Below are 12,172 nucleotides of genomic sequence, written 5' to 3'. Positions count from 1 at the left end.
GCCGCCCCGGCGGCGCGCAAACCTGTTTCTGCGCGAAAGCACGCACCGCGCTTTCCAGATCGTGCTCGTCGAGCTGGAGCAGAAATTTCCGGATGCCCACCCAGCTCGGCGCCTTGCGCCAGTCCGTCCCGAACAGCTCGTTCAGCTGTGCACGCCGCTCGCCAATGAACACCTCGATCGTCCTCAGCGAATTCGCGCCTGCCATCAGCGACATCACGATCGCGCACAGCAGCGGCTCCAGCGCGTAACGCTTGCCCTGCGCCCGCCGTGCGTCACGCAGCTCCGAAAATACGCCCCCGAATATCATCCCTGTTCCCGCCGTCTTGTTTGGACGGTCACAAAGTTAACACGGTCGAACGGAAGTTAACAACCCTGCTGGGACGCCCAAACCGCTGCCACCTGTCACGCAACGCCGTTATACTGATTGACTGCGCCGCGCGTCAGGCCATCGCGGGTTGCGGCGAAACTTCAGCCAGCCGGTTCGATCTCTGGGCGGGCTCGCGAAGTTTCACGGCAACCCGCCGCGAACCCGGCCGCGCGGCATCGCTCTAACAGCATCGTTGCATCATCCTCGGCAGCGCTTCACGCGCGTGCCATTCTTCGTGCCCCTTCGTTAGACGGACGCTATGACGCAGAACTCGCTCCCCTCCTGGTCCTCGCTGCAAACGCATTACGAGAAGATTCGCGATGCGCACATGCGCGACTGGTTCGCCCCCGAGAACGATCCCGCCCCTACCCGTGCTGAGCGCTTTGCGTTCGCGGGCGGCGGTCTCGCGGCCGATTTCTCGAAGAACCGCATCACCGACGAAACCCTGAAACTGCTGGCGCAACTCGCGCGCGAAGCCGGCGTCGAGAAACGCCGCGACGCGATGTTCGCGGGTGAAGTCGTCAACCCGACCGAAGGCCGCGCCGCATTGCACACCGCGCTGCGCGCCACCGATCCGAAGGCGCCGTTTTATGCGCAGATCCAGGCTGAACGCGCCAGGATGGCCGCGTTCGCCGACAAGGTCCGCAGCGGCGAGTGGACCGGCTATACCGGCAAGCGGATTCGCTACGTCGTGAACATCGGTATCGGCGGCTCGGATCTCGGGCCGAAGATGGTCGCGCACGCGCTGCATCATCTGGCCACGCCCGAGATCACCACTCACTTCGTGTCGAATGTGGACGGCGCGGATCTGTACAACGTAATGCAGATGATCGATCCCGAAGAGACGCTCGCGATCATCGTCTCCAAGACCTTTACCACGCTCGAAACCATGACCAACGCGCGCTCGCTGCGCGACTGGTTCATCGAGAAAGGCTGCCCGGAAAGCGCGCTGGCGAAGCACTTCGTCGGCGTGTCGGCGAACCCGGCTGAGGTGGTCAAGTTCGGCATCGCGAAAGAGAATGTGTTCGAGATGTGGGACTGGGTCGGCGGGCGTTACTCGCTGTGGTCGGCGGTGGGTCTGTCGATCATGATCGCGATCGGCCCGCAACAGTTCGGCGAACTGCTGGCCGGCGCCAACGAGATGGATCAGCATTTCCGCGACGCACCGCTTGAGAAGAATCTGCCGGTGCTGCTCGGCATGATCGGCATCTGGTATCGCAACTTCTTCGGCTCGCAAAGCTATCTGGTCGCGCCGTATTCGGAAGCACTGCACTTCCTGCCGTCGTACCTGCAACAACTCGAGATGGAGAGCAACGGCAAGTCGGCGCGTCTGGACGGTGTGATGGTCGATTATCCGACCGCCGCCGTGACCTGGGGCGAACCGGGCACGAACGGGCAGCATGCGTTCTTCCAGATGCTGCATCAGGGGCCGACCATCGTGCCGATCGACTTCATCGCCGTGTTGACGCCGGAGCATCCGCTCGTCAGTCATCATCCGAAGCTGCTGGCGAACTGCTTCGCGCAAAGCGAAGCGCTGATGCTTGGCCGCACGCTCGAAGAAGCGAAGAAAGTGGCCGGCGCGGACAAGCCTGAACTGGCGCCGCACCTGGTGTTTCCGGGCAACCGTCCGACGAGCACGCTGCTGGTCGATGCGCTCACCGCGCGTTCGCTTGGCGCATTGATCGCGCTGTACGAGCATAAGGTGCTGGTGCAGGCATCGGTATGGGACATCAATCCGTTCGATCAATGGGGCGTCGAGTTGGGCAAGATCCTCGGCAAAGTGGTCGAGGCGGATCTGACGTCGGCGAGCGTCGATGAGAAGAAGCATGATTCATCGACGTCGGCACTGATCGCACGGGCACGCGCTGCTTTGAAGCGCTGAGCGTGAGCGGCGCGCTTGCTCGCGCCGCATGCGCTGATTGTTCACGCGCGCCTGGTTAGAAGCGTTGCGTTATCGAGTTGCATGAGATGAAAAGCAAAGCGGGCCCTTGCGGCCCGCTTTGCTTTGTGCGAACGAGTGACGCGTGGCTGGCAGCCTCAGGCCAATCGCCCCGCTTCGATGGTTACCGTCGTATCGCAGCGGCGCGCCAGCTCGACGTCGTGCGTGACAAGGATCAACGTGGCGCCGTTCGCCCGGTTCATCTCGAACATCAAATCGATCACCGCGTGACCGGTGGCTGCATCGAGACTGCCGGTCGGCTCGTCGGCGAACAGGATCGCCGGATGCGTAACAAACGCGCGTGCGAGAGCAACCCGCTGCTGTTCGCCGCCCGACAGCAGCTTCGGATAGTGCCCAGTGCGCTTAGCGAGCCCCACCTGCTCCAGCAATCCGCGCGCGCGCGCCGCGGCCTCGCGCGTCCCGATGCCGCCTTGCAGTTCGAGCGGCAAGGTGACGTTTTCGAGCGCCGTCAAATGCGGCATCAATTGAAACGACTGGAACACAAAACCGACCGAGCCGCTGCGCAACGCGGCGCGCTCGTCTTCGTTCAGTTCGGTGAGTTCGCGGCCGAGCAGCCGAACCGAGCCCGAGCTCGCGCTGTCCAATCCTGCGAGCAAGCCGAGCAGCGTAGACTTGCCCGACCCGGATGCACCGACGATCGCCACACTGCTGCCGGCATCGATAGCAAGATCGATGTCCTCGAGAATCGTCAGTTCGCCCGTGGCATCCTTAACCTTCTTGCACAAACCCCGCACTTCAATGACTGGATCAGTTTTGTTTAGCATGGTGAAGCGTAGGTTGAAATTGCGCGCCGTAGCGCCTCGCGCGCTGGCGCTGACTACGGCATTCGGCTCGGCCGCGCTGGCCGCAACCCTGTTTTCGCTGCCCTTCCCGGCTCATGCGGCCAATGCGCCGGAACAGGCCAAGCCGGTGATCGTCGTACTCGGCGACAGCATCTCTGCCGAATACGGCTTGCCCCGCGACACTGGCTGGGTTGCCTTGATGCGCCAACGCCTCACCGACGAGCGAATCGATTATAGCGTCGCCAATGCAAGCATCAGCGGCGACACCACGAGCGGTGGCCGGGCTCGCTTGCCGGCGCTCCTGCAGCGGCTCAAGCCGAGTATCGTGATCGTCGAGCTCGGCGCCAACGATGCGTTGCGCGGCGTGCCGCTCGCAACAACCGAAGACAACCTGCGTACGATCATCGAGCAGGCTCAACAAAGCCACGCGAAGGTCGTGCTGGTCGGCATGTATGTACCACCCAATTACGGCCCAGACTACACGCAAAAGTTCCACGGCCTGTACGGCGAACTCTCGAAGCAACTGCGAGTGCCGCTGGTGCCCTTCCTGCTGGCCGGCATCGCCGACAAACCGGACATGTTTCAGGCGGATCAGATCCATCCCACGCAGCAGGCACAGCCAGTGCTGCTCAATAACGTGTGGCCGGCTGTCAAGCCACTCCTTCGCACAAGTTCGCCGCACTGAAAAGCTCGCTAGCAACTTGTTTCCGGTAATTGGGGAACGCGGATCGGTAAGCGGATCGATTAGGTCGATCCGGCACTTTCGTAATCCCGCGTAACCCGGCTCGATTCTGAGCGACTTTTGAGGAGGTAAGGTGAAATATTTACCGTTAATCGCTTTGACCGTGGCAATTTCTGCGGGCGCCGCTCAACCGCCCGCCGGTGTCCAATCCGTGGGCCAAAGCCAGCAGCCGCCGAAAGCCGTCGCTACGTGCATCGCGCAAAAGTGGGCCGATAGCTCGCAAAAGCAAGTCGTGTCGCAAGACATCATGGCTAACGATCAGGCAATGGATGTTTATGTGCCGGGTCAGCAGCCACCTGACGGCGCCGCCGCCGTGGTTCGGCCGTCCTACACTGGCCCGGGTTCGTGGGTCGGGTTGCGCGGCAATGGCGCTGCGGGCAGCGATGCCACCAGCTCGATCAGCGCTTGCCTCTAGGCTGCTGACGATATAAGAAGCCGCGCTCTCGAGCAAACCGTTTGACGAGCTTGTACGCGTCAAATGAAAAAAGCCCCGCAAAATTGCGGGGCTTTTTTGCGCCTGCGCGCTTTACTTGCTTGCGCGCTCGAGCCTGAGCTTAGTCGCCGCTCGCCTGCGCATTGCTGCTGTCGAGCGCCCCGTAGAACTTCACCTTCGAACGGGCGCGCAGTGCCTCGACGTAAGCCTCAGCGTCGGACTGTGCGTCGACTTGTGCAATCTGCTGCTGCGCAGCAGCCAAACGCTGCGGATCGATCGGGGCACCCGCAACAACCGCGTTCACGCGATAGATCGCATAGCCGTCGTCACCGAGATCCACACCGACGTAGGCAGGTAATTTCTGCGCGTCCGCTTTGTAGATTGCACTCAATGCAGCCGGCGGCATGCCTTGTGCGTCATTACGCGAAACCTTCAACGGCGACGAGAAGCCCGTCGTGGCCTTCGATTTGTCGAACTCCGCCAGCTTCGCGATGCCGTCCTTGTGCGCTGCCTCGTTCGACTGAACCGCGATCACTTTCTGACGCACTGCGTCCTTGACGGCATCGAGCGCCGGCACGGCTGCAGCCTTGTAGTCGGTAACGCGCGCCGCGACCAGCGTGTTCCCGCCGACGTCGATCGCCTGTGTGTTGTTGCGCGCGGTGACTGCATCGTTTGCGAAGACAGCAGCCAGGAACTTCGCATTGTTCAGCGGGCTGTCAGGCGGCAGCTTCGGATTCGGCTGCGGTGTGACCGTGGCCGTTTGCAGTTGCAGCTTGTACTTGTCGGCGGCGGGCTGCAGGCTCTTCGCCTTCTCGTAGACGATCGACGTGAAGCCTTCCGAGTCGTCGCTGAATGCCTTGCTTGCCAGCTGCGTCTTCAGGTCTGTTGCGATCTGATCTTTCACTTCGTCGAACGGCTTGGTGACGGCCGGCTTCACGTCCGTGACCTTGACGATGTGATAACCGAAGTCGGTCTGCACGATGCCGCTGACTTCGTCTTTCTTGAGACCGAACACGGCGTCGTCGAACGCCTGGCCGCCGGCGATCATGCCGCGGCCGAAGTAACCCAGGTCGCCGCCCTTCGACGCCGAACCCGGATCCTGCGAGTTCTGCTGCGCGATTTGCGCGAACTGGTCCGGATGCGCCTTGATCTGCGCGAGCAACTCTTCGGCCTTCTGCTTCGCCTTGGCCTTGTCAGCCGCGCTGGCATCTTTCGGCGCGGCGATCAGGATGTGGCTCGCGCGCACCTGACCGTCCGTGCGGTAATGCGCGATGTTGTCGTCGTAGTACTTTTTCAGGTCGGCGTCGCTCGGCTGCACGGCTGCCGACAACGTTGCCGGCGACATCACCAGGTACTGGATCGTTGCCGTGGCCGGCGTGGCGAAGTCGTTGCGATGCGCGTCGTAGTACGCCTGCAGTTGCGCATCCGTGGGCTGCGCCTTCGCGGCGTAGTCACGCGGATGGAACGCGATACCCTGCACTTCGCGCTGCTGTTCGGCGAGCTCGGTCAAATGCTGTGCGAGGGTCTTCGACGTGAAGGCGCTGCCTTGAATGCTGGCAGGCAACTGCTGCGTGGCAAGGCCGTAACGCACACGTTCGTCGTATTGATCGGGCGTCATGCCCTGCATCGCGAGCAACTGCTTGTAACGGTCGACGTCGATCGAGCCGTCAGGATTCTTCAGCGACGAGATCACCGGATCGTTCAGCAGCACGCGGCGCACGGCGTCGTCAGATGCGGTTAAATGCAGGCGCTGTGTTTCGTCGGCCAGCACACGCTGCTCGATCAGACCGTCGAGCATTTCGCGACGGCGTTCAGGCGTATCAAACGACTTCATGTCGAACTGCGCACCGAGCATCTGACGGGCGCGGTCGAGCTGCTGACGCATCGCGCCGTCATACTCTGCGCGCGTGATCTTGTGACCGTTGACGCTGGCGACGTTTGCACTTTCGTCAAAGAAGCCGCGGAAGCCTTGAATGCCCACAAAACCCAACCCCGGCACAATGACGAGGATGAGCATGAACATCATCAGGCGTTTGTGATTGCGGAAAAAATCGAGCATGCGTGAGGAGTGCCAAAAACAGAACGCCCGATCTTACAACAGCGGGCAATAAAAAAGGCGAACCGGAGTTCGCCTTTCGTGGATACTGGCGGAGTGGACGGGACTCGAACCCGCGACCCCCGGCGTGACAGGCCGGTATTCTAACCGACTGAACTACCACTCCTTGTACTGCAACTACACTGCGCTGTAACACTTAACCGAATCTGAAACCGGTGTGCTGAGAGGCTAGAAGACGGCCCATCAAGCCTTACGGGGTAAAGCTCGAGGTAAAGCTTCCACACAATTCGATCCGTTGGATACAACGAAAAACACAGCAATCCGCAATTTTAGCCGAAGCCGCGATAAAAAAGCAACGTCGACGTGCGGCTTGGCGCCCGCGCTGTGCGTCGCCTCTGTCTTCCGTCTGATTGCCTCGACTCAATACGGCGCACGACGCTGACCTGCCCCGTCGATCTCGAATTCCCTGCGCCTTTCACCGCGAGGTTCGGGCCTGCTATATGGTTACCAGTGTGTTTCCACTGGCTGATCGTGAGACTACGCCCCGCCTTCGCGCTCCAGCACGGAAATGAGCCGGTTCAGCCCGCGCACCGCGAAGCTTTCGCGCGCGTGCCCGAGCGTCGCAGTTCCGGTGATCTGCCGCGCGAGCGCCTTGTTTCCCGCACACTCGCCGATCCGCACGCGATAGGTCGCCAAGAGCGGCACGAGCTGCCGTGTGCCGGGCTGCATCTCGGCCGGAACCGGCCCGCCGTACACGCTCGCAATCGCGGGCTCGTCGAGCGTCGCGATGTTCACGCGGTCGATCGCCGTTACGCGGCAATGCAGCGTGCCCATTTCGGCCACCGATGCGACGAACTGCGCGGCGTCGCCGGGTGCGATGCGTCCGGCGTCGTCCTCGCCGACGAACGCATCGCCCTTGATGCCAGCGGTCCCGACCACATCGAACAGGCGCTCGCCGCGTGGGAGCCACGTGCCGGGCGCGAGTTCGTCATCGGCTTGAACCGTGCCGTCGAATGGCGCTCGCAGCGTCAATTGGGCGACCTGCGCCTCGAGTCCCGCGACCGTCTCGCGCGCTGCGTCCCAGCGCTTTTTCAGCGCGACGCCCTGCTCCAGCAAGCGCTGATCGAACGGCTGCTGTTCGACTTCCCAGCGCAGCAGCGCAGCATCCGTTTGCGCCTCTTGCAGACGATGCCCAAGATCGGGCGACTCGAGCACCGCGAGCACATCGCCCGCATGCACGCGCTCGCCGTCGCGCGCGAGAGTAGCTTGCGCGGATACGTACCCAACCTGCGGCGCATAGAGCCCTTGCGCGCGCAGCGGCCCGAACACCGCCGGCGCGTTGACGCCGCCATGCCACGGCAGCACGAGCAGCACGAACAGCACACCGCCTAACGCCGCGCAGCGTACGGTCTGCCTGCACCAGCGCAATTCGTGGCGGCGGCGCCAGCACGCGGCGACTTCGCGCACCACCGGCCGCACGATGAACCAGCCGAACTCGACGCAAAACAGCATCACGCCGAGTACCTTGAAGAAGGCGTGATAGACGACGAGCGCAATCGAGAGGAACACGGCGAGCCGATACAGCCACGTCACGAACGAAAATGCGATCAGAAAGCGGCGCCGCGAAGGCGCGCACGGTTCGGGCTGCGGATCGCCGAAGCCGAACAGCCACTCGCGCATCCGCCAGCGGCCGAACGTGAACGCGCGGTCGTGCAGGTTCGGCATATTGAGCCAATCTGACAGCAGGAAGTAGCCGTCGAAGCGCATGAACGGGCTCGCGTTGATCGTCAGCGTGCCGATCCAGGTGGTCGTCGCGAGCAGGAAGGCACCGGCGCGCAACGGGCCGTCCGGCAGCAGACTCCAGGCGAGCGTCGCAAAAGCGGCGAGCGCGAGTTCGGCGAGCATCCCCGCGGCGCCGATGCGCAGACGGTCCGCGCGGCCAGGGACCTTCCAGGCGTCAGTGGTATCGGTATAGAGCACCGGCAGCATCACCAGGAACGCCACACCCATCGTCGGCACGCGGCAGCCGTAGCGATGCGCGGTGAACGCATGGCCGAATTCGTGCAGGACCTTCGCAAACGCGAGCGCAAGCCCGATTGCCAGCAGGCCGTTCAAATCGGCATAGCCATGAAACGTGTGCACGAACTCGTCCCAGCGGCGCGACACGAGCCCGAGTCCGAGCACCGCGCACAGCGCGACCGCCGCCCAGAACGCGGGCCGGTACGCGAGATCCGCGTAGCGCGCAAAGCGTCGCAGGAACGCCATTGGATGCCATAGCGGAATGCGGATCATCAGGTAGTGCTTGAGGAGCCACATCGCGTGCGACAAGCGGCTCGCGTCGGCCGCGGCGGCGAGGCGCCCGGTGTCCGCTGCGCTCGCCGATACCAGCAGGTTCTGCTGGCGCAGCATCCGCACGAGCGCCTCCATGTCGGAGACGCCGACGTTCAGCGTGGTTTGCTCGTTGATCGACGCGGCGATCGCCTGCGGGTCGTCGAGCGCCCAGCGCGACAGCATCTCGAACGCGGGCCAGCCGATCTGGAAGAAGCGGTTGCCCGCCGGGTCGTGCAGCATCCAGGTCGGCGCGCCGTCGGGCGTTGCGGCGCCGCGCGTCAAGGTCAGTTCCTGGCGCAGTTGGGGAAGACGGGGCATCGGTGGCGCGCTCGGGTTCGTGGCGAAGATCAATGAGTTCGATGAAGTGGGCGGGAAACGCGCGGCCCTACCAGCCGAGCCACTGCCGCACGGTGGTCAACGGCCGGCGCAGCACGTAGTACGCGAGCGGCACCCAGCGGCCGTGAATGTGCGCCGTGCCCATCACGCCGAGCACCGGCCGCGCGCCAGCGCCCGCGAACGTCGCCTTCACGCGATACGCGAGCACGCCGTCCGGCGTCGGCTCCGCGCGATAGGCGATGGTGTCGATGCGCGCGTCGTAGGCGGAGAGCGGCGAGCTCTTCGGATACAGCGTGAGCGTCGCGCCCGGTTTCACGTCGATGTTGTCGGCCACCGGCAAGTACGCGGTGAGCTCGACGTTCGCGGGATCGGCGAGCAGCATCACCTTCTCGCCTACCGACACCGCCTTGCCGGTCCAATCGTTCGTATCGGCGAACACCGCGACGCCACCGCGCGCGGCCGTCACGCGCACGCGCGCAAGCTCGCGCGCCGTGTAGTCGAGCTCCACCTGGCTTTCGTCGAGCTTGCCCTTGCGCAGCGCCATGTCGAGCCGGTTCTTGTCGTCCGTGACGGCGAGCTGCGCGGTCTGGCGGTACTCCTCCTGGGCCGTGTCGAAGTTTTTGTTCGCGACCGCATTGCGCGAGGCGAGCGTCGTCGAATCGAGCGCGAAGAGCGGCGTGCCCGGCGTGACGCGCTGGTTCGGCTGCGTGTAGAGCCGGTCGATTACGCCGTCGAGCGGCGCGCGCACGACGAACGGGTCCTTCGCGGTGACTTCCGCGGGCGCGAGCACGGTCAGCGGCACGGGCGCCACGCACAGCAGCGCGAGCGCGGCGAGCGCGCGGCGCCGCACTTTGCCGGGGCGCAAAAGGAGCCTCGCGCGCGCGGTCCACGTCGCACGCGGCGCGAAGGCGCCAAGCGCATGCGCCCAGACCTGCGCGAGTTCCGCGAGCATCACCTCTTCGGTATGCGTCCACGCGTTGTCGCGCACGAACACGACGCCGCCGAACGAGCGGCCGGAACGATCGACAAGCGGCACCCACAGCGCGTGCATCGGCCACCACGTGCTCCAGTCGGCGGCGACGGCGGCGGGCAGATGCGCGAACGTCAACGCGTAGGGACGCGTGGACGGCGCAGCCGCGCCGACGCCGTTGCCTGCCGCGGACGAGGCCGTTGCGCCCGGCGCTCGTGCTGCGTTCGACGATGCACCGGCTCCTGCGCCATCGTCAGTCCCGGCGCCGCTCGTATCAAGCGCCGCCTGCTTCACGAGCGCGCGGAACATCTCGCCGAGCCACTGCACGTACGGCGCACCTGGATCGCTCTGCGGCAAGCCGGACACCGCCGCGACCGCGCCTGGCGCATGCGACGGCGCACGCCACCATGCGGCCTGCCGATAGGGAATCAACGACAGCGTCTCGTTGACGATCGTGAAGCCGAGCGTCTGCTCGCTCTCCGCCTCCCTCGCGCGCGCCGCGAGCTGCCACAACAGCGCGAGATCACCCGCTTCTATGCGTACCGGTGCGTTCATGTCAGTACGCGCTGGGCCGCCCCGAGCGTACTGACGGGCCCCCTCGGGGGGTAGCGAACGTAGCGAGCGTGGGGGTTGTTGTTCATCAGTACGCGCCGGGGCGCCCAAAGCGTACTGACCGGCCCCCTTGGGGGGCAGCGAACGCAGTGAGCGTGGGGGCCGTTCATCATTTCACCGATTCGCGAAGCTGGCCCAGCCGCTCATGCCGGGCAGGAGGTCGGGGGCGTGGCCGTCGAGCGAGGCGGTCACGTCGACGGTCTGCGTGACCGGGTCGACGCGCGCGCCGATGCGCGCGACGCTCGCCGGATACGTCTTGCCGACCTCGTCGACGCGCACCGTCAACGGATGCCCGGGCTTGAGCCACGCGAGCCACTTCGACGGCACGATCATCTTCAACTCGAGATGGCTCGTATCGAGAATCGTCATGATCGGTTTGCCGGCTTCGGCGAACTGCTGCGCGGCGGCGCTGCGCTTCGCCACACGTCCGTCAAACGGCGCCGAGATTACGCATTTGTGGACCGTTGCCTGCATGTAGGCGACTTCAGCCGCGCTCGCTTTCGCCTTGGCTCTCGCCTCATCCACGTCGATTTCACCGATCGAATGCAGCTGCGACAGCCGCTCGTCGACTTGCTTCAGTTGCGTCGCCGCGTCGGCCTCGGCCTGCGCCTTGCGCAATTGCGCCGCGTAGAGCGAGCAGTCGAGCGACACGAGCGTCTGCCCCGAGCGAAACGCGTCGCCGTCGCGAAACGGCAGCGACGCGATTTTCGCGCCGATTTCGCTCGAGATTTCGACCTCGTCGCGCGACACGAGCTGAATTCGTATGCGCCCGTCGTCGCCACCCGGAGCGGGTGATGCGCCCGGCGCACTCCAACCCGGTTGCGCGCACAACAAAACCGCCAGACCCCCTGCCCTTGCCAGCCACCATGACTTCATTGCGTCTTCGCTCCGCTTGCCTGGCCGAGTTCGGCCCAGCGCTTCTCTGCCATTGCAATCGACTGCTCCACCGACGCGAGGTCGCCGCCGTCGAGTTTCCCCGGCACCGGGTCGAGCCCGAGCGACGCGAGCAATTGCCCGTACGCGCTTTCGAGTTCGCCATAGTTCTGGTACATGCGCAGCTCCGACATCATCGCGCTCGTGGCCGCACGAATCTCTTCGAGCTTGCCCTGCGCGTTCGCCACGGTCGCGTTGTGCGTGTGCTGGAGAATCTGCTGGTCGACGTCGTTCATTTCCTTGAAGAGCTCGAACTGCCGTTGCCGCGCGGCAAGCTCGGCACGTGCGACGTGCACTTGCGTGAGCACCGCCATCGACAGCGCGAGCCGCTGCGCGTGCGCGACTTCGAGCTGCGCGTTCGCCATGCCGCGAATGTTCTTCGCGTTCAGCACGTTGAGCAGGTTCCAGCTCACGTTGATGCCGGCCGCCTCCCACCAGTGGTAGACGAAGAAGCTGTTGCTGTCGTAGTGGCTGCCTAGCTGAAGCTCAACGCCCGGCAAGAGCTTCGCCATCGCCTTGTGCGTCTCGTTGACACTGATGCGTTCGTTGTAGCTCGCCTCGACGAGCTCAGGCCGGCGTTCGAGCGCGGTCTCCTCCATCTGGTCGATCGGCATGCCGAATGACGGCACCGCGAACCCCTGCGGCGGCGC

At 64.4% G+C, this 12,172-nt stretch carries 10 protein-coding genes and 1 tRNA gene; 3 read left to right on the top strand and 8 right to left on the bottom strand.

All coding sequences use genetic code 11. The features are described from left to right. Positions 1–307: transposase family protein (locus GNZ13_RS11590; RefSeq protein ID WP_172163767.1), on the bottom strand; the 307-nt coding region annotated here is incomplete at its 3' end. Positions 308–626: 319 nt separating this feature from the next. Between GNZ13_RS11590 and pgi the strand changes: the two genes are divergently transcribed. Then, complete coding sequence (gene pgi / locus GNZ13_RS11585; protein WP_172163764.1) at positions 627–2,249, top strand: glucose-6-phosphate isomerase; 1,623 nt, start codon at positions 627–629, stop codon at positions 2,247–2,249. A 155-nt stretch (positions 2,250–2,404) separates the two neighbouring features. Here the strand turns inward: pgi and GNZ13_RS11580 are convergent, their stop codons facing one another. Continuing rightward, the gene (locus tag GNZ13_RS11580; RefSeq protein ID WP_120291742.1) at positions 2,405–3,091 is read right to left on the bottom strand and encodes an ABC transporter ATP-binding protein; all 687 of its coding nucleotides are present in this window, start codon (positions 3,089–3,091) and stop codon (positions 2,405–2,407) included. Between GNZ13_RS11580 and GNZ13_RS11575 the strand changes: the two genes are divergently transcribed. Together GNZ13_RS11575 and GNZ13_RS11570 are read left to right on the top strand one after the other, a co-directional pair. Next, positions 3,090–3,794 (top strand): arylesterase, encoded by a 705-nt coding sequence (locus tag GNZ13_RS11575; RefSeq protein WP_172163761.1) that lies wholly within the window; start codon positions 3,090–3,092, stop codon positions 3,792–3,794. The two genes, GNZ13_RS11580 and GNZ13_RS11575, sit on opposite strands and share 2 nt — an antisense overlap. Positions 3,795–3,924: 130 nt before the next feature. Further along, positions 3,925–4,266 (top strand): hypothetical protein, encoded by a 342-nt coding sequence (locus GNZ13_RS11570; RefSeq protein WP_172163758.1) that lies wholly within the window; start codon positions 3,925–3,927, stop codon positions 4,264–4,266. A 139-nt stretch (positions 4,267–4,405) separates the two neighbouring features. Here the strand turns inward: GNZ13_RS11570 and GNZ13_RS11565 are convergent, their stop codons facing one another. The 6 genes from GNZ13_RS11565 to GNZ13_RS11540 all read right to left on the bottom strand — a co-directional run. Continuing rightward, on the bottom strand, positions 4,406–6,343 hold the full coding sequence (locus GNZ13_RS11565) for a SurA N-terminal domain-containing protein (RefSeq protein WP_172163755.1): 1,938 nt from the start codon (positions 6,341–6,343) through the stop codon (positions 4,406–4,408). 86 nt (positions 6,344–6,429) lie between these two features. Further along, positions 6,430–6,506 (bottom strand) — tRNA-Asp (locus tag GNZ13_RS11560). Positions 6,507–6,877: 371 nt separating this feature from the next. Continuing rightward, the gene (locus GNZ13_RS11555) at positions 6,878–8,989 is read right to left on the bottom strand and encodes an HlyD family efflux transporter periplasmic adaptor subunit (RefSeq protein ID WP_172163752.1); all 2,112 of its coding nucleotides are present in this window, start codon (positions 8,987–8,989) and stop codon (positions 6,878–6,880) included. A gap of 67 nt (positions 8,990–9,056) precedes the next feature. Continuing rightward, positions 9,057–10,532 carry an efflux RND transporter periplasmic adaptor subunit gene (locus GNZ13_RS11550; RefSeq protein WP_172163749.1) on the bottom strand — a complete coding sequence of 492 codons (1,476 nt, stop codon included), beginning with the start codon at positions 10,530–10,532 and terminating at the stop codon, positions 9,057–9,059. A 171-nt stretch (positions 10,533–10,703) separates the two neighbouring features. Further along, on the bottom strand, positions 10,704–11,465 hold the full coding sequence (locus tag GNZ13_RS11545) for an efflux RND transporter periplasmic adaptor subunit (protein ID WP_172163746.1): 762 nt from the start codon (positions 11,463–11,465) through the stop codon (positions 10,704–10,706). Beyond that, positions 11,462–12,172 (bottom strand): TolC family protein (locus GNZ13_RS11540; RefSeq protein WP_172163744.1); only part of this gene is annotated, 711 nt, incomplete at its 5' end. The genes GNZ13_RS11545 and GNZ13_RS11540, both read right to left, overlap by 4 nt.

It is taken from the genome of Paraburkholderia elongata, from assembly GCF_013177735.1.
Lineage (GTDB): Bacteria > Pseudomonadota > Gammaproteobacteria > Burkholderiales > Burkholderiaceae > Paraburkholderia > Paraburkholderia elongata.
Note: the sequence above shows the minus strand (reverse complement) of the source record. Positions and strands in the feature narration are given on the sequence as shown.

Excerpts from the sequence above, each read along its gene's own strand:
- pgi (WP_172163764.1), top strand. The coding sequence starts at position 627 with ATGACGCAGAACTCGCTCCCCTCCTGGTCCTCGCTGCAAACGCATTAC.
- GNZ13_RS11545 (WP_172163746.1), bottom strand. The coding sequence starts at position 11,465 with ATGAAGTCATGGTGGCTGGCAAGGGCAGGGGGTCTGGCGGTTTTGTTG.
- GNZ13_RS11565 (WP_172163755.1), bottom strand. The coding sequence starts at position 6,343 with ATGCTCGATTTTTTCCGCAATCACAAACGCCTGATGATGTTCATGCTC.
- GNZ13_RS11580 (WP_120291742.1), bottom strand. The coding sequence starts at position 3,091 with ATGCTAAACAAAACTGATCCAGTCATTGAAGTGCGGGGTTTGTGCAAG.
- GNZ13_RS11575 (WP_172163761.1), top strand. The coding sequence starts at position 3,090 with ATGGTGAAGCGTAGGTTGAAATTGCGCGCCGTAGCGCCTCGCGCGCTG.
- GNZ13_RS11550 (WP_172163749.1), bottom strand. The coding sequence starts at position 10,532 with ATGAACGCACCGGTACGCATAGAAGCGGGTGATCTCGCGCTGTTGTGG.
- GNZ13_RS11555 (WP_172163752.1), bottom strand. The coding sequence starts at position 8,989 with ATGCCCCGTCTTCCCCAACTGCGCCAGGAACTGACCTTGACGCGCGGC.